Source organism: Sorangium sp. So ce394, assembly GCF_051474665.1.
GTDB lineage: Bacteria > Myxococcota_A > Polyangia > Polyangiales > Polyangiaceae > Sorangium > Sorangium cellulosum_D.
On record NZ_CP150339.1, the window covers coordinates 13091639 to 13112150 of the forward strand.

General features: G+C 71.9%; 12 protein-coding genes. 9 read left to right on the top strand and 3 right to left on the bottom strand.

All coding sequences use genetic code 11. From position 1 onward, the window contains the following. Window positions 1–445 precede the first annotated feature (445 nt). From WMF33_RS48430 to WMF33_RS48440, 3 genes are all read left to right on the top strand, one after another. The gene (locus WMF33_RS48430) at window positions 446–2995 is read left to right on the top strand and encodes a glucosyltransferase-I (protein WP_437334918.1); all 2550 of its coding nucleotides are present in this window, start codon (window positions 446–448) and stop codon (window positions 2993–2995) included. A gap of 300 nt (window positions 2996–3295) precedes the next feature. Beyond that, window positions 3296–6220 (top strand): nSTAND1 domain-containing NTPase, encoded by a 2925-nt coding sequence (locus tag WMF33_RS48435; protein ID WP_437334919.1) that lies wholly within the window; start codon window positions 3296–3298, stop codon window positions 6218–6220. A 33-nt stretch (window positions 6221–6253) separates the two neighbouring features. After that, window positions 6254–7258: a hypothetical protein gene (locus WMF33_RS48440; protein ID WP_437334920.1), complete on the top strand. Its 1005-nt coding sequence runs from the start codon at window positions 6254–6256 to the stop codon at window positions 7256–7258. 13 nt (window positions 7259–7271) lie between these two features. Here WMF33_RS48440 and WMF33_RS48445 read toward each other — a convergent pair whose 3' ends face one another. Continuing rightward, window positions 7272–8465, bottom strand: a complete 1194-nt coding sequence (locus tag WMF33_RS48445) for a hypothetical protein (RefSeq protein ID WP_437334921.1) — start codon at window positions 8463–8465, stop codon at window positions 7272–7274. Window positions 8466–8734: 269 nt separating this feature from the next. Here WMF33_RS48445 and WMF33_RS48450 point away from each other — a divergent pair, with 269 nt between their 5' ends. Together WMF33_RS48450 and WMF33_RS48455 are read left to right on the top strand one after the other, a co-directional pair. Beyond that, window positions 8735–10969 carry a substrate-binding domain-containing protein gene (locus WMF33_RS48450; RefSeq protein WP_437334922.1) on the top strand — a complete coding sequence of 745 codons (2235 nt, stop codon included), beginning with the start codon at window positions 8735–8737 and terminating at the stop codon, window positions 10967–10969. A 149-nt stretch (window positions 10970–11118) separates the two neighbouring features. Then, window positions 11119–12330 (top strand): L-dopachrome tautomerase-related protein, encoded by a 1212-nt coding sequence (locus WMF33_RS48455; protein ID WP_437334923.1) that lies wholly within the window; start codon window positions 11119–11121, stop codon window positions 12328–12330. Here the strand turns inward: WMF33_RS48455 and WMF33_RS48460 are convergent. Then, on the bottom strand, window positions 12288–13229 hold the full coding sequence (locus tag WMF33_RS48460) for a LysR family transcriptional regulator (protein WP_437339589.1): 942 nt from the start codon (window positions 13227–13229) through the stop codon (window positions 12288–12290). The genes WMF33_RS48455 and WMF33_RS48460 overlap by 43 nt on opposite strands. Before the next feature lie 118 nt (window positions 13230–13347). On the opposite strand from WMF33_RS48460, the gene WMF33_RS48465 reads away from it, so the two are divergent. Next, on the top strand, window positions 13348–14055 hold the full coding sequence (locus WMF33_RS48465) for a FadR/GntR family transcriptional regulator (protein ID WP_437334924.1): 708 nt from the start codon (window positions 13348–13350) through the stop codon (window positions 14053–14055). After that, window positions 14052–15431: an FAD-binding oxidoreductase gene (locus WMF33_RS48470; RefSeq protein WP_437334925.1), complete on the top strand. Its 1380-nt coding sequence runs from the start codon at window positions 14052–14054 to the stop codon at window positions 15429–15431. Before WMF33_RS48465 ends, WMF33_RS48470 begins: the two co-directional genes overlap by 4 nt. Here the strand turns inward: WMF33_RS48470 and WMF33_RS48475 are convergent. Continuing rightward, a complete protein-coding gene (locus WMF33_RS48475; protein WP_437334926.1) occupies window positions 15418–16416 on the bottom strand; it encodes a glycoside hydrolase family 11 protein in 999 nt (332 codons plus the stop codon). The two genes, WMF33_RS48470 and WMF33_RS48475, sit on opposite strands and share 14 nt — an antisense overlap. Window positions 16417–16790: 374 nt before the next feature. Here WMF33_RS48475 and WMF33_RS48480 point away from each other — a divergent pair, with 374 nt between their 5' ends. Together WMF33_RS48480 and WMF33_RS48485 are read left to right on the top strand one after the other, a co-directional pair. Beyond that, window positions 16791–19076, top strand: coding sequence for a substrate-binding domain-containing protein (locus WMF33_RS48480; protein ID WP_437339590.1), 2286 nt, complete (start codon window positions 16791–16793; stop codon window positions 19074–19076). A 110-nt stretch (window positions 19077–19186) separates the two neighbouring features. Continuing rightward, window positions 19187–20287 (top strand): hypothetical protein, encoded by a 1101-nt coding sequence (locus WMF33_RS48485; RefSeq protein ID WP_437334927.1) that lies wholly within the window; start codon window positions 19187–19189, stop codon window positions 20285–20287. The last annotated feature ends 225 nt before the right edge of the window (window positions 20288–20512 follow it).

The following is a 20512-nucleotide window of genomic DNA, read 5'->3' on the forward strand; positions in this document are numbered from 1 at the left end:
AGGGCACCGGCCGCGATCGACGAGCCTCCGCGCCGTTGCTGCAATGCGGCGCGCGCGCAGGATGCCCGGTGGCCGGCCCGTGTGCCCGCCCATGTGCCCGGCCCGTGTGCCCGTGCCCGCGCGCGAGCCATCCGACGTGCCAGCGCGCGGAACGCGGCGCTCGGGGCTCGCTTCTGTGCCGGCATCTATGGCACATGGATTGCTGTGGACCTGGGCAGGTCCATGGAGGGGTATGTCGTCCGCGCGGCGACGGGCCAGCGGAGGCTCGCTGGTCCTCGAAGGAGCTTTTCTTGCGAGCGCAGCTCGAGTGTTGGCCGCCGGGCGCGGCGAATGATCCAGCGCGACGTTCCCTCGCATGCCAGGGGCGCGTCGGGTATCCGGCCTTCGTCGGCGTAGAGCATGGAGGCCGGCTCGTAGAGGCACATCACCGGAGGCGTTCTGAGCCATGAAACGACATCTGTTGTGGATGTGGAGCATCCTCCTCGCAGCGCTCGCGGTCGCGTGTGCGAGCGACATGTCCACGCCCTGTGGAGACGGCTACTGCCTTGCGGACTACACGTGCCGCACCCCGATTGTCGGAGCGCCGCGGTGCGTCTCGCCCGACACGCCGCGCGACGCCTGCGGCAACGGGATCCAAGAGCTCGGCGAGGAGTGCGACGAGGGCGATGTCGAGCCGGGTGACGGATGCGGCGCGAGCTGTCGTTGGGAGGTCTGCGGCAACGCGATCCTCGATCCCGGTGAAGAGTGCGACGAGGGCGATGTCGAGCCGGGCGACGGGTGCAGCGCGAGCTGCCGGCGGGAAGTCTGCGGCAACGGGATCCTGGAGAGCGGCGAGGAGTGCGACGAGGGCGATGTCGAGCCGGGCGACGGATGCGGCGCGAGCTGCCGGCGGGAAGTCTGCGGCAATGCAATCCTCGACCCCGGTGAAGAGTGCGACGAGGGCGACGTCGAGGCGGGCGACGGGTGCGGCGCGACCTGCCGGCGGGAGGTCTGCGGCAACGCGATCCCCGATCCCGGCGAGGAGTGCGACTGTGGCGCCGATGCGGTCGCGCCCCGGGACCCGTTATGCCGCGACCGCCAGAACGCGCCCGCTGGTGGGCTGTGCCGCCCGGACTGCCGGCTTCATTGCGGTGACGGCGAGAAAGCAGAAGAGGAGATGTGTGATCCCGCTGCTCCAGCGACCGTCTCCTGCGTGGATCTGCGTTTTGACTTCGGTCGCCCCGGCTGTGCGCGTGCTTGCGACTCGCTGGACGTCGAGGGCTGCGGCGAGTTCGGGTGGCGCTTTATGCATACGCCGTCCGAGTTGCCCCTTACAAGCGTGTGGGGCAGCGGGCCCAAAGATATCTACGCCGTCGGGTGGAACTCCCTGCTGCACTACGACGGCACCTCTTGGACACAAAAGTTATTGTCGCCCGGGATGCACCTGTTCGATGTGTGGGGCAGCGGTTCGAGGGACATTTTTGCCGTCGGATCCTCCGATTCCGGGAGGTTCGTCGCTGGGCTGCATTATGACGGCAGCTCCTGGACACCGATGAATTTGCCGGTCACTTGGCCTGGGGAGCTTTACGGCGTGTGGGGCAGTGGTCCGAGCGACGTCTTCGCCGTCGGATTCTCCGGTTTCGAGGCCGCCGGCGCTGTGCTGCATTATGACGGCAGCTCCTGGACATCGATGGATTTGCCGGTTGCTTTGCCGGACTACGCGGCTCTCTTAGGCGTGTGGGGCAGCGGTCCGAGCGACGTCTTCGCGGTTGGGAATGCGGGGATGTTGCTGCACTATGACGGCAACTCCTGGACGCAGATGGCTCTGCCGGTCACTTTGCCGGACAACGTGAATCTCTCCGGTGTGTGGGGCAGCGGTCCGAGCGACGTATTCGTCGTCGGGGATCCGGCCATCGCGCTGCACTATGACGGTAGCTCCTGGGTACAGATGGATTTGCCGGTCGATGCGCCTCTTGCTGACGTGTGGGGTGGCGGGGCCAATGTCTTCGCCGTCGGACACCCCGGTGTCGTGCTGCACTATGACGGCAGCTCCTGGACGCGGATGGTATCGCCGATAGATAGCCCTCTTCGGGGTGTGTGGAGTGGCGGCGCCAATGATGTCTTCGCCGTCGGAGGTGCCGGCGTCGTGCTGCATTTTGACGGCATGGCGCGGATAGAGCTAGAGCTGCCTTTCTCGGCCCCTGCACTGTACGGTTTGTACGATATGTGGGGCAGCGGTTCGAGCGACGTCTTCGCCGTCGGGAACTTGGGCATGGTGCTGCACTATGACGGCAGCGTCTGGACCTCGATGGCTCCGCCGGTCGATGTTTCGCTCAGCGGTGTGTGGGGCAGCGGTCCGAGCGACGTCTTCGCCGTCGGGGACGGGGGCACGGTGCTGCACTATGACGGCAGCGCCTGGACCTCGATGGCTTCGCCGGTCGATGTACCTCTTCACGAGGTATGGGGAAGCGGTCCGGGCGACGTCTTCGCCGTTGGAGATTCGAGCGCCTTGCTGCACTATGACGGCAGCGCATGGACCTGGACCTCGATGCATTGGCAGGTCGCTGTGCCTCTTCACGACGTATGGGGCAGCGGTCCGAGCGACGTCTTCGCCGTCGGAGATGCGGGCGTCGTGCTGCACTATGACGGCAGCGCCTGGACCTGGATGCCTTCGCCGGTCACTGTTTCGCTCAGAGGCGTGTGGGGCAGCGGTCCAAGCGACGTCTTCGCCGTCGGGGACGGGGGCACGGTGCTGCACTATGACGGCAGCGCCTGGACCTCGATCGCTTCGCCGGTCCATGCGCATTTCATGGACGTGTGGGGAAGCGGTCCGAGCGATGTCTTCGCCGTCGGGGACGGGGGCACGGTGCTGCACTTCGACGGGGTATCCTGGCTGCCCGTTGACTTGGACCCTCTGGATGTGGTGGCTGTATGGGGCACCTCCACCAGCGACGTGTTTTTCCTCGGCGAGCAGGGGCGCAGCTATCGGCTCGTCCGGACGCCGCTCCGTCCTTGAAGGCGGAGGACGGAGGCTCGCCTCGGCCGGCTTCGTTCAGCGATGGACGCCCTGGAGCATCCCCCAACGCCCCCGGGCGTCGCCGCAGCCGGTCCATCGCCTCTGCAAGGGCCATGTTCCCGGCCCACGGCCCTGGACCTGTGAGGCGCGCGCAGCGACATTGGCATGAGCCCGGAGAGCGGAATATCCTTCGTGCCCGTGATGGACGCCCGCGGCAGCGGTTCCGACGACGAGGAGGCCGTCACCCCGCCGCCGGGCCAGAGGGGGCGTCCGCAGGCGAGACAGGGAGTCGGCCTATCGATGACCCTGGTCACCGAGGCGCCGCCGCGCACGGCGTCGACCGCCTACGATCCGCCCACCGACGAGCGCCCCGCCGGGGCGAGCGGCGCTCCGCGACGAGCGCCGCAGGCGCCGCCCGTCGCCGCCGGGACGTTCCTCGGCCACTACGAGCTCATTCGCGAGCTCGGCCGCGGGGGCATGGGCACGGTCTTCCTGGCCCGCGACGTCCGGCTGGGCCGGCTCGTGGCGATCAAGCTCGTCACCACGCTGACCGGCCACCGGCTCGACCGGTTCCTCGTCGAGGCCCGCGCCACCGCGCGCTGCAAGCACGAGAACATCGTGACCATCCACGATGTCAACGAGCACGGCGGGCACCCCTACATGGTGCTCGAATACATCGAAGGCCAGAGCCTCCGCGCGTGGATGACGCAGCGGCGGCCGGCTGGCGCGGCGAGAGGCGCTGCCGCCACCCCGCTATCGACGAGCGCGGCGGTGGAGGTGATGGTGCCCGTGGTGCGCGCCCTCGCGTGCGCCCACAAGCTCGGCATCGTGCACCGCGATCTCAAGCCGGAGAACATCATGCTGGAGGCGTCCGGCGCCATCAAGGTGCTCGACTTCGGCATCGCCAAGCAGCTCGACGCCGACGCCGCCTCCGCGCGCGACGAGCGCGCTCCCCACGCCCCCACCGATGCGATGGGCGCGCTCCCCCTGACGCGCGACGGCGCGGTCATGGGCACGCTCGCCTATATGTCCCCCGAGCAGCGGGCCGGCGAGGAGATCGACCACGCCACGGATATCTGGGCCGTCGGGATCATGCTCCATGAGCTCGTGACCGGCGCGCACCCGTTCGAGGAGGCGGGGGCGCCCGGCTCCGCGCGCCCCGCCGCGCTCGACGCGCCGGTCCGGGCGATCGGCGCGGGGTGGGGCGACCTCGGCCCGCTCGGACCGATCATCGAGCGGTGCCTGCGCTGGCAGCGATCCGAGCGCTTCGCCTCGGCCCAGCAGCTCCTCGCCGAGCTCACGCCGCTCCTGCCCGGGCGTCGCGAGATCGTCCTCGGCGCCGCCGAGAGCCCTTTCGCCGGCCTGTCGGCCTTCCAGGAGGTCGACGCCGATCGCTTCTTCGGTCGCGAGGACGACATCGCCGGCATGGTCGCGCGCCTGAAGAGCCAGCCGCTCCTCGCCATCGTCGGCGCCTCGGGCGTGGGGAAATCGTCGCTGGTGCGGGCGGGGATCATCCCGGCGCTCAAGCGCTCCGGGGCCGGGTGGGCGTCGCTCGTCCTGCGGCCAGGCCGCGAGCCCATGGCGGCGCTCGCCGATCTGCTCGGCCATCCAGCCCTCCGGGAGGAGGCCGAGGCCAAGACCGAGGACGGCGCGCCCGCGGCGCTCGCCCGCGACTCCGCGCGCGGCCAGCGGATCGAGCGGCTGCGCGCCGAGCCGGGCTACCTCGGCGCCGCGCTGCGCGCGTGGTCCGCCCGGAACCAGCGCCGCGTCGTGCTGTTCGTCGATCAGTTCGAGGAGCTCTACACGCTCTCGTGCGACGCGCGCGAGCGCGCCGCCTTCTTCTCGTGCCTCGAGGGCGTCGCCGACGACGCCTCCTCGCCCCTGCGCGTCATCCTCTCCACCCGCTCGGACTTCATCGAGCGCGTCGCCGAGGACAGGCGCTTCATGGCGGGGGTGACCCGCGGGCTCGTGTTCCTCTCGCCCATCGGCCGGGAGGGGCTGCGCGACGCGCTCCTGAAGCCGATCCAGGCGGCGCGGTACGAGATCGAGGACCCGGCGATGGTCGACGGCATCCTCGATGTGCTGGAGACGACCCACGGCGCGCTCCCCCTCCTGCAGTTCACCGCGGCCAGGCTGTGGGACATGCGCGACCGCGAGCGGCGGCTCCTGACGCGGGCGAGCTACGAGGCGATCGGCGGCGTGGCCGGCACGCTGGCGAGCCACGCCGACGCGGTGCTGGCCGGGCTCGGCGGCCGCCAGGCGAAGCTCTGCCGCGCCATCCTCGAGCGCCTGGTCACGCCCGAGCGCACGCGGGCCATCGCCAGCCTGGAAGAGCTCCGCGAGCTGCCCGGAGACGGCGATCCCGACGAGCTCGAGAGCGTCGTCCACCTGCTGGCCGACGCGCGGCTCCTCGCCATCGAGACCGGGCGCGACAACGCCGGCAGCCGGGTGGAGATCGTGCACGAGTCGCTCATCGAGCGGTGGCCGACGTTGCTGCGCTGGCTCGACGAGAACCAGGAAGACGCCGTGTTCCTCGACAAGCTGCGCGCCGCGGCCCGGCAGTGGGCGTCGAGCGGCGGCGCCGACGACCTCCTGTGGCGCGGCAAGCTCGCCGAGGAGGCGCGCCGCTTCCGGGAGCGCTCCGAGCGACGGCTGCCCGAGCGCGAGCAGCGCTACCTCGACGCCGTGATCGGGCTGGCCGGCCAGGCGCAGCGCAGGAAGCGCAACCTCATCGTCGGGACCATCGCGAGCCTGGCCCTCCTGGTCGTCGGGGCCACCGCGGGCATCGTCACGGTGGTCCGCCAGAACCGGGTCATCAGCGCGCAGCTCGCGGACATCCGCCGGACCGAGGACAGCCTCGAGGAGGCGCTCGCGCGAGAGACGGCGTCCCGGCAGGCCGCCGAGCAGGCGAGGATGAGCACGGAAGAGCAGCGGAAGCGGGCGGAGCTGCTGCAGAGAGAGGCCGAGGAGGCCAGGGACAGGGCCGAAGCCGAGGCCGAGCGGGCGCGCGCCGCGGCCGGCGAGGCGCGGACGGCGCGCGACGAGGCGCGGACGTCCGAGGTCGAGGCGCGGCGCGCCAAGGCCCAGGCCGATGACGAGCGGGCCAGGGCCGGCGTCGAGGCGCGGAGGGCCAAGCAAGCCGCAGACGACGAGCGGCGCAGCAAGGAAGAGCTGGAGCAGCTCATCCAGCGCTCCGTCGGGCGGATCCGGGACCGCTTGAGGTAAAAAGCGCTCCGGGGGATCATCGAACCATCCCCCGTGCAGAGGACGCCGACGAGCACGCGCGCCGCGATCTGTTCATGGCTCTCGATCGCGGTCCTCGCGTCCCGGGCCGCGCCCGCGTGGGCTCAGGCCGAGGCGGCGTTGCCCCCTTGGCATGAGGGCGTCCCCGAGGAGCGCAAGCAGGCGGCGCTGGAGCTCTTCATGCAGGGGCGGGACCTGCACCGAAGGATGGTGCTCGGCGACGCCAAGAAGAAGTACGAGGAGGCGCTCGCCCTGTGGGAGCACCCGGATCTCCGGTTCTATCTGGGCAGGGTGCTCAAGATGATGGGGATGCCGCTGCTCGCCTACGAGAACCTGCGCCTGTCCCTCCGGTGGGGGCCGGCGTCGCTCGATCCGGAGGACCTCGAAGAGGCGCGCGCGCTGATGAAGGAGCTCGTCGAGCGGGAGCTGGCCGTCGTCGAGATGCGCTGCGATGAGCTCGGCGCCGCGGTGCTGCTCGACGGGAGGCCGTGGTTCGTCGGCCCGGGCTCGGCGCGCCGGTTCGTGACGCCGGGAGAGCATGTCATCAGCGCGCGGAAGGAGGGGTATTTCCCCCTCGTCGAGCCCGTCGTCGTGCTCGCCGGGGCGCACGCCTCGGGCGCGCTCACGCTGAGCGCCGACGGCCTCGTCACGGTGCGCCGGTGGGCCGCCTGGAAGCCGTGGGCCGTGGTCGGGGCCGGCGCGGGCCTCGGGCTGGCGGGCGCGGTGTTGCGCTGGCAAGCCGACGAGCACATGGAAGCGGCGGAGCAGCAGTTCGAAGACACGTGCACGTCGAGCTGCGCTCCGACGACGACGGACACGACCAGCCGGGGGCTCACGGAGAGCCGCGTCGCCACCGGCCTGTTCATCGCCGGCGGCGCGACCCTGGCGGCAGGCGCGGTCCTCGTGTTCCTCAACATGCCGCGGACGTATCGCAGCGAGGATCGAGGCGGCGTGGAGCTCCGGATCGTGCCCGCGGCCTCGGGCGCGATCGCCGGGCTGTCGGCGCGGCTCTCCTTTTGAACCGCCGAAATGCCTATTCGCTCGGATCGAGCTCGATCCCGGCGGTCCACGCGCCGCCCTTCCCCTCGTCGCGCAGGGTCGCCCGTCCCGCGGCGACGTCGAGATCGAGCGCCGGATCCCCGCCGTTCTGGGTCGTGTTCGCGTCGTGGACGCGGACGACCCGGCCCTCCTCCACCGCGCACCCGGACATGCCGGTGGTGCCGGCGCCGTAGAGCATGCGGCCGCCGCACTCGATGCGCGTGCGGCACTTGTCGGACCGTGGAATCCACGAGGAGCGCAGCGCGCATTTCGCGCCCGCCTTCACCGGGCTCGGGCCCGTGGTCTCGGTGACGCGCGCCGACCGGCGCAGCGCCTTCCCGGTGGCGTCGAGGAGCGGCTCCCCGCCCACGGGCGCGCTCTGGGGAGACAGCGTGAGCTCGACGCGGTACGCGGGCGCCGAGTCGCGCCAGACCGCGCCGGTCCGGCCGAGGCTGTCGAGCGACACCTCGGCCCGCTCCCCCGCGCGCGTTCCCTTGTCGTCGTAGGAGAGCGCATAAACATAGGTGCCGGGCGCCGCGCCCCCGTCCTCCTCCACGCCGCTGCGGAACATCGACATGCCATTGAGCGGATCGCTCGATCGATAGATTGCCCTCCCGCCGCAGACGACGTCGAGCGCGGGCACGCGGAGGTCGTCGCCCGAGCTCGTGAGCTTCGCCTCGACGGTGCACGGCGCGCCGGCCGAGAGGGGGAGCCCCGTGGCGCGCGCCACGGTCGCCTTCCACGTCGCGGTCCGGGTCGCGAGCGGCTTCTCCGGGGCGGGCGCGGCCGGCTCCGGCGGCGGCGGCGCGGGCTCGGGCGGGGGCGCCGGAGACACGGGGACGGGCTCGGGCGGCGGGGCCGCGACCGGCCGCGGCGGGCCGTTGATCGCGTAAGACTCCGGCCGCCTCATCGCGTAGCCCGCGACCATGGCGCAGAACCCGACGCCCGCGATCGTCGCCAGGACCGGCACGATCAGCGAGCGCTTCGGCCCGCCCCGCAAATCGTCGAGCTCGCGGCCGAGCTGGTCGAGCACGCGGCGGGCCTCGTCCATCTGACGCTCGAGCTGCTCGACGCGCGCCGCCCGGCCTTCGTCCCCCTGATCCTCGAGCTCCTTCCTGGCCGACGCGAGCTGCTCCTCGAGGCTGTCCACGCGCCCGCGCAGCGCGTCCCGTTCGTCGCGGTACCGCATCGCACAACGATAGCACCCGCGGCTCGCCCGACGCGCGGGCGCGCGGCTCGCCCGACGCGCCGCCGGCGGAGCGCCTCGCGCCGCGGGGCGCTCCGCCGACGGCGCGGCAATCGTGGGGCGGCCGTGTCCGCGGTCTGACGGTTCGCCGCGGATTCCGCGGCAGAATGCCAGACTTCTCGCCCGGGCCCCCGGTCCAGCGTGTACGCTGGAAGGGTCCGCAGCCGTCGTGGGGAGGGCGACCAGGGGTTGACAGCAGGAGGCCGTCAGAAATGGGTCAGGGTCGCCAGCGCAGTGGAGTGCCGTTGCCGGAGCAGTGGGGTGATCTGCCCGGCACCGCGTCGCGGCGGGCCAGGGGAACCTCCGGCGCAGCGGGCCGGGCCGACGTCCCGCGCGGAGCGGCCAGCCCTCGCACCATCGGCGTCGTCGCCCCCTTCCTTTCCGGCGCGTTCTGGGGCCCTGTCCTGATCGGCATTCACGAGGCGGCGCAGCAGCGCGGCCATCGCACGCTGGTGCTGCGCGGCACGCCGTCCGAGGTCCAGGCGCCCTCGCTCGGGGGGGAGCAGGTGGACGGGTGGATCGTCATCATCGAGTTCGACGGCCTCTCGGAGCTCGCGCGCGCGGGGGTCCCGTTCATCACGCTCGGCGCCCGTCCCGCCGACATCGTCTGCCCGGCCGTGCTCCCGGACAACCACGGCGGCGTCCGGAGCGCGGTGCTCCACCTGATCGAGCACGGGCACCGGCGCATCGCGTTCGTCGGCAACTTCGCCGCGTACGACGTGCGCGAGCGCCGCGACGCCTACAAGGACACGCTCGCCGAGGCGGGCATTCCCTTCGATCCCGATCTGGTCATCCCGTGCGATAACAACATGTACAGCGGCGGCCGGGCCGTCGCGCCCGAGCTCCTCGCGCTGCTGCCCGGGTGCACGGCGGCGGTCTTCGGCACGGACAAGAACGCGCTCGGGATGATGTCCGCGCTGAAGGCGGCGGGCGTCCGCCTCCCCGAGGATTTCGCGATCATCGGCTTCGACGACGTCGCGGAGGCGCAGAGCGCCGATCCGCCGCTGAGCACCGTGCGCCAGCGGTTCGAGATGATGGGGAGCGCCGCGTGCGAGCTCATCTTGACGATGATCGCCGGCGAGGCATTCCCGGCCGAGGGCGTGCGCACGGCGAACGCGCTGATCCAGCGGAGCTCGTGCGGATGCAATGTGATCCAGAACTTCCTCGACGCGAGGGACGAGGCGCCCGAGGACGACGCCGTCGACGCCGTCGCCCGGCAGCTGGTCGAGCTCTTGATCCTGCCCCGGCCGCTCCCGCCCGACACCCCGCCGACCGACGTATGGCCGGCGGTCACGCGGGTGGTCGACATGTATTTCTCGGCGCTCCGCGGCGCCGCGCCGGCGCCGGCCGCCGAGCTCGAGCGCGCTTATCGGCAGGCGGTCGACATCACGCCCGATCTGGGCGCCCTGCTGGCGACGGCGCGGCTCCTCGGCCAGCTCCCCGAGCGGCGCCGCGCGCCCCTGGACGCCGCGGCCAGGCGGCGGGTGGAAGACTTCCTGGAGCTCGCGCGCCTCGCGATCGCGCGGGCCCGGCTCGCGGCCGAGACGCAGTATGTCCACCAGCTCGGGGTGCTCGCGAGGACCAATTACGAGGTGAGCTTCGCCCTGCTCGGCGGCACTCAGCAGGAATACCGGTCGCTCTCGTGGCTCGAGACGACCACGGTGGTCTGGGGCTGCCTTGCCTTATGGGACGATCCGGCGGCGCGCGCGGAGCTCGTCATCGCCGGCGCGTACAGCCGCGACGGCGGCCCGGTCCCCCCGGACGGCAGCCGCTGCCGGCTGGGGGCGTTCCCGCCGGAGACGATGCTGCCGCCCTCGGCGACGGACGGCACGTATTCGGTGTTTCTCTTGCCGATCCGCTCTGCCCAGCGCGATTGGGGGATATTGGCGCTCGTCGGCCCGACGATCGTCGCGATGACCGGCGACGAGGGCACGGTCGCGATCTGGGGGACGCTGCTCGGCGCGGCGCTGGAGCGCGACGCGCTCGTGGAGTCGCTGTCGGCGCAGCACGTCGACCTGCAGAAGGCCTATGCGAGCGAGCGCGCGCTCTCGGAGACGGTGCGCGAGCTGGGTTGTCCGCTCATCCCGCTGCTGCCCGGCGTGCTGCTCGTGCCGCTGATCGGGATGATCGACGGCGGCCGCGCCCAGCAGGTGCTCGAGAAGGTGGCCGAGGGGGTGAGCCGGCACGAGGCGCTCCGCGTGCTGCTCGATCTCACGGGCGTGCCGTTCGTGGACGCCCAGGTCGCGCATTCCCTCGGCATGACCAGCCGCGCGGCCGCCATGCTCGGGGCGCGGGTCTATCTGGTCGGCGTGCGGCCCGACATCGCGATGAGCCTCGTCGACGTCGACCTCGGCGCGCTGGCCACGTTCTCGTCGCTGTCGGCGGCGCTCCGGGAGCTCGCGCCCGCGGGGGGGCGCTCGCTCAAGGCACGGCGGGGCGCGCGCTAGCGCGCAATCTCGTGGTGCGACCGGACGCCGGCGCGGCGCGCGGGTCGAGCCATCCTCAACGAAACGCTGAAACTGTTTCCGCGTGCCGTCGCTTGTCCGGCAGGGCGCGCTCCTCAAGCATGGAGGACCACCACGACGAGGAGACAAGCATGCATCGGTTTGCCCATCTCAAGCTCGAGCTCGCGAGCCTGACCCTGGCCGCGGGCGCGGCCCTGGTCGCGGGCGCGGCGGCCTGCGGCGCCAGCGCCAGCCCGGCGCGGCCGCCGCAGCCCACACTCGAGGTCTATGCTCGGCTCGACGCGACCGGCGTCGGCGGCATCACCCAGATGCCCGACGGACGGGTCATCATCGGCTTTCACCCGTTCTACGCGCCCGAGGTGCAGGTCGCGCTGCTCAACCCAGACCGGGAGTCCACCACACCGTACCCGAGCGCGGAGTGGCAAAGCTGCAAGAACGCCGACGGCAGCTGGAAATCCGACTTCAACGCCTGCCTGGACTGGGTGCTCGGCCTGCACACGGACCAGAACGGCGTCCTCTGGCTGCTCGACTCGGCCAAATCCACGGACAAGGCGGCGGGGCGCCCGGCTGGCCTCGTGCCCAAGCTCGTCGGGTGGAACACCCACCAGAACAAGCTCGAGCGCGTCGTACCCATCTCACCGGAAGCCACCCTCACCGAGTCGCAGCACAACGACTTCGTGGTGGACCTGAAGCACAACGTGATCGTGATCGCCGATGAGGCCATCGGCGAAGGCTCGGGCGGCGTCGGCGACAAGGCGGCGCTCGTGGTGGTGGACCTCTCCACCGGCGACAGCCGGCGCCTCTTGCAAGGCCATCCCAGCGTGATGCCCCTGAAAGAGCCCATCCGCTGGGACGTGGGTCGACCGACGAGCGGCTCCGCCGACCTGTACGTGGGCGTGGACGGCATCGCCCTCGACACGAAGAGCGAGTGGCTCTACTTCGCCCCGCTCAACGCTTACAAGATGTACCGGATCCGGATGAGCGACCTTCTCGACACGTCGCTCACCGCCGCGCAGCTCGGGGCGAAGGTGGAGACCTACGCGGACAAGCCCTTCAACGGCGGCCTGGCCATCGACCGGGACGACAACCTGTACCTCACCGAGGTCGGCGAGCGCGCCGTGGGCGTCATCCCGTCGGGCACCCGCAAATACGAGCGCCTGGTGAGCGACCCGGACATGGTCTGGCCGGACGGCGTCACCTACAACAGCGACGGCGCCATGTACACCGGCGCGGCGCAGCTGTCCCTCACCAGCGCGCTCCAGGCCGACGGCGTGGCCAGGAACAAGGCGCCCTACCTGGTCTATCGCTTCAAGCCCCTGGCGCCGGGCACACCGGGCTTCTGAGGCGAGAGGTCGCGGAGCTTCGCCGCGAGGAAGTCGACGAGGGCGCGCACCCGCGCCGGCACGAAACGATGGCTCGGCAGGATGGCGTTGAGCGGATAGGGCTCACCCTGCCAGCCGGGCAGCAGGCGCACAAGACGGCCCTCGCGCAGATCGTGCACCAGATCCAGCTCGGATTTGTAGAGCAGGCCGGCGCCGGCGAGGGCCCATTGGTGGGCGATGGCCGCGTCGTCGGCGTCGCGGTCGCCGTCGACGCGCACCTCGGTCCATGCGCCGCCCTTCTCGAAGCGCCAGGCCACATGCCGCTTGTGGTTGACGTGGAAGGTCAGGCAGTTGTGCTGGGCCAGATCCTCGGGCGAGCGCGGCGGCTCGTGCCGTGCAAGGTACGCGGGGGAAGCGCAGAGCACGCGGCGCGTCGTGGAGAGCGCCCGGGCCACCAGCCGCGAATCGCTGAGCTCGCCGTAACGCAAGGCCAGGTCCACCACGTCGCGCATCACGTCCTGCACGCGATCGGTCACGGACAGGGCCAAGCGCACGCCCGGATGGGCCGCCACGAACTCGTCGAGCCAGGGCAAGAGCACGCTGCGCGCGAGATCCGACGGCGCCGCCACGCGCACCGTGCCCACGAGCGAGCGGCGCTGCGACGCGAGCTGCGCCTCGCCTTCTTCCAGGAGGTCGAGCGCGCGGGAGGCGTAGTCCAGGAGGATCTGGCCCTCCGGCGTCAGGCGCAGCGCGCGCGTGGACCGCTCGAACAGCCGCTCGCCCAGCTGCGTCTCCAGCCGCTTGAGCATGGCGCTGGCCGCGGCCGGCGTGACGCCCAGGACCCGCGCCGCCGCCGTCAGCGTCCCGCGGCGGGCCGTCTCCACAAGCACGCGCAGATCTTCGACGTTCTCGATGCTCACGTGAATAGTTTCGCCCGAGGAGCGCTCCGGGGCGAACCCCAAGCTGGCCGGCAGGGATTCTGGATTTTCCTTGACCGCGCCGATGGCCGAAAGTACGTTGGTCTGACCAAAGGACAATATGACCAACGTGCCACGCTTCCGGACCGTGTCCCGTTCGGCGATCTACGTCGACGTCGCCGACCAAATCCGTGACGCGATCCTCAATCGCTCGCTCTCGTCGGGCGAGCGCCTGCCGCCCGAGCGCGAGCTCGCTCAGCAGTTCGGGGTCAGCCGCGCGACGATCCGCGAGGCGCTCCGCCACCTCCAGGCGCAGGGGCTACTCGCGTCGCGCGGGCGGACCTCGCCGATGCAGGCCGCGAGCCCTGACGCGGCGGTCGATCGCTTCTGCGAGGCGCTCACCCACGTGGTCCAGCTCCGGAACGTGTCGCTCCCGGACCTCATCGAGCTTCGCGTCGCGATCGAGACCGCCGCGATGACCCGCTCGGCGGCCGCGCCTGTCGCCGCTCACCTCGATGAGGCGCGCGCCGCGCTCGAGGAGATGGCGCGGGAGCATATCTCGCCCACCGATTTCTACGACGTCGATATCGCGTTCCACGCCGCGCTGGTCGCGGCCTCTGGCAACCAGGCGCTCTCCCTCGTGATGGTCGCGGTCAAGGACAGCATCCGGCTCCACCTCGAAGAGGCGCTGCGGGCGCGCTCGTTCGCGGCGATCCGCCCGCGGGTGGTCGAGGAGCACCGGGCGCTCTTGCGCGCGATCGAGCGCGGTAACGCGAAGTCGGGCGCGACGCTCCTCAGGGCGCACCTCTCGGAGTTCTACGGCACATGAGCCCGCTCGATGAGCTTGCCCTCACGCTGCGCGATGGCCTCGTCACGGATCGGGACGTCATCGAGGGGTATCGCCACGATAAGGCCCTGTGGGCGCCGGGCGGCTGGCCGCTCGCCGTGGCGCGGCCGTCCTCGACCGCCGACGTGCAGGCGCTGGCGCGGTGGGCGACCAAGCACCGCACCGCCCTGGTGCCGCGCGGCGCCGGGACCGGGGTGGCGGGCGGGGCGACCGCCACCGACGGCTGCGTGGTGGTGAGCTTCGAGCGCATGAACCGGATCCTCGCGATCGACGAGGCGGCCATGCTCGCCGTCGTCCAGCCGGGGGTGCTCAACGGCGAGCTCAAGGCCGCGGCGCAGGAACGGGAGCTGTGGTATCCGCCCGACCCGTCGAGCTACGCCATCTCGACGATCGGCGGCAATGTCGCCACCAATGCCGGCGGCCTGTGCTGCGTGAAATACGGTGTCACGTCCGACTACGTGCTCGGCCTCGAGGCGGTGCTCGCGGACGGGACGGCGCTCCGCACCGGCGGCCGCAGCCGCAAGGACGTCGCCGGCTATGATCTGACGCGCCTCCTGGTCGGCTCCGAGGGCACCCTCGCGCTGATCACCGAGATCACGCTGCGCTTGCGGCGGCGGCGCCCGCCGGCGACCACGCTGGTCGCGACGTTCGGGTCGCTGGAGGCCTCGGGGCGGGCGGTCGCGGCGATCGTCCGGTCGGTCGACGCGTCGATGCTCGAGATCATGGACCGCACGGCGATCCGCGCCGTCGAGCGCTTCCGCCCGCTCGACCTCGACACCGAGGCTGCCGCGATGCTCATCGCGCAGAGCGACGCTCCCGGGTCCGCCGAGCTCTCCTGCATGCAGGCGGCCTGCGAGGCCGCCGGCGGGACGGTGGTCGCCACCACCGAGGACGAGGGCGAGGGGCAGATGTTGCTCACCGCGCGCCGCCTCGCGCTCACGGCGCTCGAGCAGCTCGGCACGGTGCTCGTCGACGACGTCGCCGTGCCGCTGCCGCAGCTGCCGGAGATGTTCCGTCGAATCGAGGCGATCGTCGCCGCGAGGCAGACCACCGTCGCGACGGTGGCGCACGCGGGCGACGGTAACCTTCACCCTCTTGTCGTGTTCGATCGAAGCGACGCCGCTGCCGAGGCGCGCGCGGTCGCGACCTTCAACGAGGTGATGGCGCAGGCGCTCGATCTGGGCGGCACGATCACTGGCGAGCACGGCGTCGGCACGCTCAAGCGCGGCCTCCTCACACGCCAGCTCGGCGCGGCGTCGCTCGCGCTGCACCACCGCATCAAAGATGCTTTCGACCCGGGCGGCATCCTCAACCCCGGAAAGGTGATCGCGCCGGCCGGAACGCTCACTTCACGGTGAACTTCGCCGTCGTGAACTTGACCGTCCCGCTGTTGTTCTGGGCCTCGACCAGCAGCTTGATCTCGTGCAGATTCCCCAGGGGGAGGCCGAGCGCTTCCCACTTGGTGAAGTGTTCGGAGACGGAGATGGTGCCGCACGTGCGCGCCGTCCGCCGGATGCTGAAATACTGATCGAACGTCGCGCTCGGACCCGTGATGGCCGGCTTGTTCACGCGGGTCTTCTTCCACACGTCGTAGGTCTCGCCATCGGCGGTGAGCGTGCCCACCTCGTCCCGCGGCGTCCCGTCGGAGGAGAACCCCGCCGGCTTTTCGCTCCCCCAGTCGTCGAGGATGTAGAACTCGCGCAGCGGGTTGACGGTCCAGCCGTAGATACCGATGTACGTCAGGCCGCCGTTCTCCTCCGTCTTGGTATGCGCGAACTCCGCCGAGATGGTGCCGATCTGGGTGTGCTTCTGGGTTTGGTTGTAGTCGAGCCCGACGCGCGCCAAGAAATCCTCGACGTTGTTCCATTCCGCGCTGAACGTGGCGTCGACGCGGTGCACGGTCATGCAGCCCGACCCGCCGCCTTCCGCCCAGAGCTCGTAACCGTAACCATTGCCCGCATTGCCTCGGCTGTTCGAGCAATACTCCATGCCTCCGGTCAGGGGTGGCGCCGGCGGGCAGGCGTCCGCGCCGCCGCCCGTGGTCCCGCCGCCGTCGCCGGCGGAGCCACCGCCGCCCGTCGCGCCGCCCGCGCCACCAACCCCACCGCTGCTGCTGCTCGCGTCGCCGCCCCCCGTGACGCCTCCCGTTGTGGCGGTACCGCCCGCGCCCCCGGCGCCCGGTTGACCACCGCTTCCGCCTCCGCCGGTGGATCCTGCGATCGATCCGCCGCTCCCGCTTCCGTCCTTCCCCTCCCCGGAGCCGGCGCAGCCCGTGAAGGCCGCGGCAGCCAGGCAAGCGGCGAGGGTACCCTGCGACCAACGGGACGGGACGACAACGCTCATGCGCGGAGCATGCCGGTTATGCACATTTTGATCAAGCGAGGCGAACCGTCGAAAAGATAGCTCGTCGTCGGGTTGCCGCGTCGGGCAGAAGTTTCCATGTTAGCGCGAACATCACTTCACTTCGTCGCTCCCGACACTGCCGAGCGAAGACCATAAGGTCTCTCTGAGCAAAGCATCGTTTCCACCGGCGGCTACAACGGAGCCGCCGCGAAGCGGCGCGGGAGCCCGGCCATCCCCGGCCTGACTTCGGGCGGGCGGAACGAGGGCACCGCTGCGTTCCACACCGCCCGCCCGAGATCGGCTAGGGATGGCGCTGGCCTCCGGGCCGGAGGCTCAGCTGGATGGGGTCAAGCAGACCGGGGGGGAGCGCGACGATGGGTCAGGGCGGGCGGGACAGCGGCGTCGCGGTGCCGGAGCAGTGGGGCGAGCTCCCCGGCGACCCGGGGCAGGGCTCGGGACGAGGGGCCAGCTCCCTGCCTCCCGCGCGCAGCACCCACCCGCCCGCGCGCCGCACGACCGCCCCGCCGGTCCAGGGCGCGGCGCCCGCCGCCGCGGACCGCCCGGTCACCGTCGGCGTCATCACCCCCTTTCTCGACGGGTCGTTCTGGAACCCCGTCCTGATGGGCCTCCATGCGTCGGCCCAGGAGCGCGGGCTCCGCACGCTGGTGCTGCGCGGCACGCCCTCCGAGGTCCAGGCGCCGTCGCTCGCCCGGGAGCAGGTGGACGGGTGGATCGTCGTCATCGAGCTGCACGGCCTCTCGGCGCTCGCGGCCGCGGGGGTCCCGTTCATCACGGTCGGCACCCGCGCCGCAGAGGTCGACTGCCCGGCCGTGATCCCGGACAACCGCGGCGGCATGCGGAGCGCGGTGCGCCACCTGATCGAGCACGGGCACAGGCGCATCGCGTTCGTCGGCTACTTCGACGCGTACGACGTGCGCGAGCGCTTCGCGGCCTACAAGGACACGCTCGCCGAGGCGGGCATCCCCTTCGATCCCGATCTCGTCGTCCGGAGCGACAACAACTGGTACAGCGGCGGCCAGGGCGCCGCGCCCGCGCTCCTCGCGCTGCTGCCCGGGTGCACGGCGGCGGTCTTCGGCACCGACAAGAACGCGCTCGGCATGATGCCCCCGCTGAAGGCGGCGGGCGTCCGCATCCCCGAGGATCTCGCGATCGTCGGCTTCGACGATGTGGTGGAGGCGCAGGGCGTCGATCCCCCGCTGACCACCGTGCGCCAGCGGTTCGAGATGATGGGGAGCGCCGCGTGCGAGCTCATCGCGTCGATGATCGCCGGCGAGGCCTTCCCGGCCGAGGGCGTGCACACGGACAACACGCTCGTCGTGCGGAGCTCGTGCGGGTGCCACACGGTCGAGGACTTCCTCGACCGGGAGGACGCGGCGTCCGAGGAGGACGCGCGCGGCGCCCTGGCGCGGCAGATGGTCGAGCTCTTGCTCCTTCCCCGGCCGCTCCCGCCCGACACCCCGCCGAGCGAGGTCTGGCCGGCGGTCGCGTCGGTGATCGACGGCTACTTCGCGGCGCTCCACGGCGCCGCGCTGCCCTCGGCGGCCGAGCTCGGAGCCGCCTGTCGGCAGGCGGTCGGCATCACGCCCGATCTCGGGACCTTGCTGGCGGCGATCCGCCTGCTGGGCCAGCGCCACGAGCGGCGCGGCGCGCCCCTCGACGCCGCGGCCAGGCGGCGGGTGGACGCCTACCTGGAGCTCGCGCGCCTCGCGATCGCGCGGGCCCGGCTCGAGGCCGAGACGCAGGTCGTCCAGAGGCTCGGGGTGCTCGCGAGGACCAATTACGACGTGAGCTTCGCCCTGCTCGGCGGCACCCAGCAGGCGTCGCGGTCGCTCGCGTGGCTCGGTACGACCACGGTGGTCTGGGGCTGCCTTGCCTTGTGGGAGGACCCGGAGGCGCGCGCGGGCCTCGTCGTCGCCGGCGCCTACAGCCGCGACGGCAGCCCGACCCCGCCGATCGGCAGCCGCTGCCCGGTGGAGGCGTTTCCGCCGGCGGACATGCTGCCGCCCTCGGCCACCGACGGCACGTACATGGTGCTGCTCTTGCCCATCCGCTCCGCGCGGCGCGACTGGGGGATCCTGGTGCTCGTCGGCCCGACGCACGTCGCGATGGCCGGCGACGAGGGCACGGTCGCGATCTGGGGGACGCTGCTCGGCGCGGCGCTGGAGCGCGACGCGCTTGTGGAGTCGCTCTCGGCGCAGCACGCCGATCTGCAGAAGGCGTACGCGATCGAGCGCGCGCTCTCGGAGACGGTGCGCGAGCTGGGCTGTCCGCTCATCCCGCTGCTGCCCGGCGTGCTGCTCGTGCCGCTGATCGGGATGATCGACGCCGGCCGCGCCCGGCAGGTGCTCGAGAAGGTGTCCGAGGGGGTGAGCCGGCACAGGGCGTTTCGCGTGCTGCTCGACCTCACGGGCGTTCCGTTCGTGGACGCGCAGGTCGCCGACACGCTGGGGTTGACCAGCCGGGCGGCCGCGCTGCTCGGGGCGCGGGTCTACCTGGTCGGCGTGCGTCCCGAGATCGCGATGAGCCTCGTCGGCGTCGACCTCGGCGTCCTGGCCACGTTCTCGTCGCTGTCGGCGGCGCTCCGCGAGCTCGCGCCGGCGGGGAAGCGCGCGCGCAAGGCGGCGCGGCGGGCGCGGTGAGGGCGGCCGCGGCCACGATGTGGTCGAGGCCGCGCGCTCCCGCGCCGCTGCGCCTGGCGCGCGGCGGGGCGCCTTGACGCGCCGAGACGCGGCTGGCGTAGAATCGAGCGATGCTCGCCGTGCACTGCCCGCGTTGCGGGCGTCCTGCGCCGGTATCGCTCGCCAGCCCGGATCTCATGGAGTGCGCGGCGTGCCACTACCGCGGTCCGCCGCCCGCGGAGGCGGCGCAGGGCCTGCGCGCCGCGGCGCACGTCGTCTTCCAGACCGACGCTCGCCGGCGCCAGCTCTCGGACGCGCTGCGGCGGATGCTGGTCGCGGCGTCGCGGCGGCACGCGCGGCTCCTCGTGGTGTTCTCGCTCGCGTCGGTGCCGATCACGGCGCTCGCCGCGATCATCCTGCTGGGGGTCTGGGTCAGCCCCGATACCGAGGGGAACCTGGTCACCGGCGGCATGGTGGTGGCGGCGTGGCTGGGCACGGTCGGGACGGGCGCGGCCGTGCTCGCGCTCATGCGCCGGCGGCAGCGGCGGATCGAGGAGGCGTGCGCCGCGCGCCCGCCGGCGGCCCCGGGCGAGCCGGCGGCGTGCCACGTGTGCGGCGCGCCGCTCGGCGGCGGCGACGGCGCGATCGCGCGGTGCGGCTTCTGCGCCGCCGACAACCTGATCGCGCCGGCGGTCCTCGAGCGCGTGCGCGCGCGGCAGGTGGTGATCTTGCGGTCGTTCGAGCAGGCCGTGAGCGCCGAGCTCGCGTCGTTCGGCCGCGCGACGTCCGGCGCCGCCGCTGCGGTCGTGGCGACCGCGGTGGTGGTCCCGATCGCCGCGTTCGTCCTCGCCATCGCCGCCGTCCTCGTGGGCGAGTCGCGGCGGCGGCCGATCGACGCCACCGTGCGCTACGCGGCCGTCAGCACCCCGGTTGGGCAGTGCATCGGTAAAATTGTGCCAAAAGCGGATGGCGGTACGGTTGTGCGGTTCGGGGGGTTCCGGCGCGTGGAGCTGCCCGAGGAGCAGGCGATCGCGCCGGGGGCGCCGGTCGAGGCGGTGTCGCCGGGGGCTCTCGTTGGCCGCTTCGTGACGGCGAAGCAGGGGGCCGGGGTCGTCGAGGGGGTGTTTCTGTCGCCGCTCACGGGCAACTCCGCCGAGGTGAAGCGCGAGGACGGGACCTCGTTCACGAGCAGCGTCGCAGGGCTTTGCCTGAGCGGCGTGCTGTCGAGGTGATCCGTCACCGTTTCGTGCTCTTCCGTCTCGTGCTGTTCCGTTTCGCGCGCGTGTCCCGCAATGGACCTCGATGGGTCGATTGCCGTCCATCGAGAAACGCGCTGCGCAATCCGTCGTGACGGCGCTGCTCGCAATGCCGGCAGGCTTTCGACGGTCGATCCTGCGCGGCGGTGCGGGGGGCTACGGCGCGCTGGCTGCGTAGGGAGAAGTTAGTTGTTCCGTGCC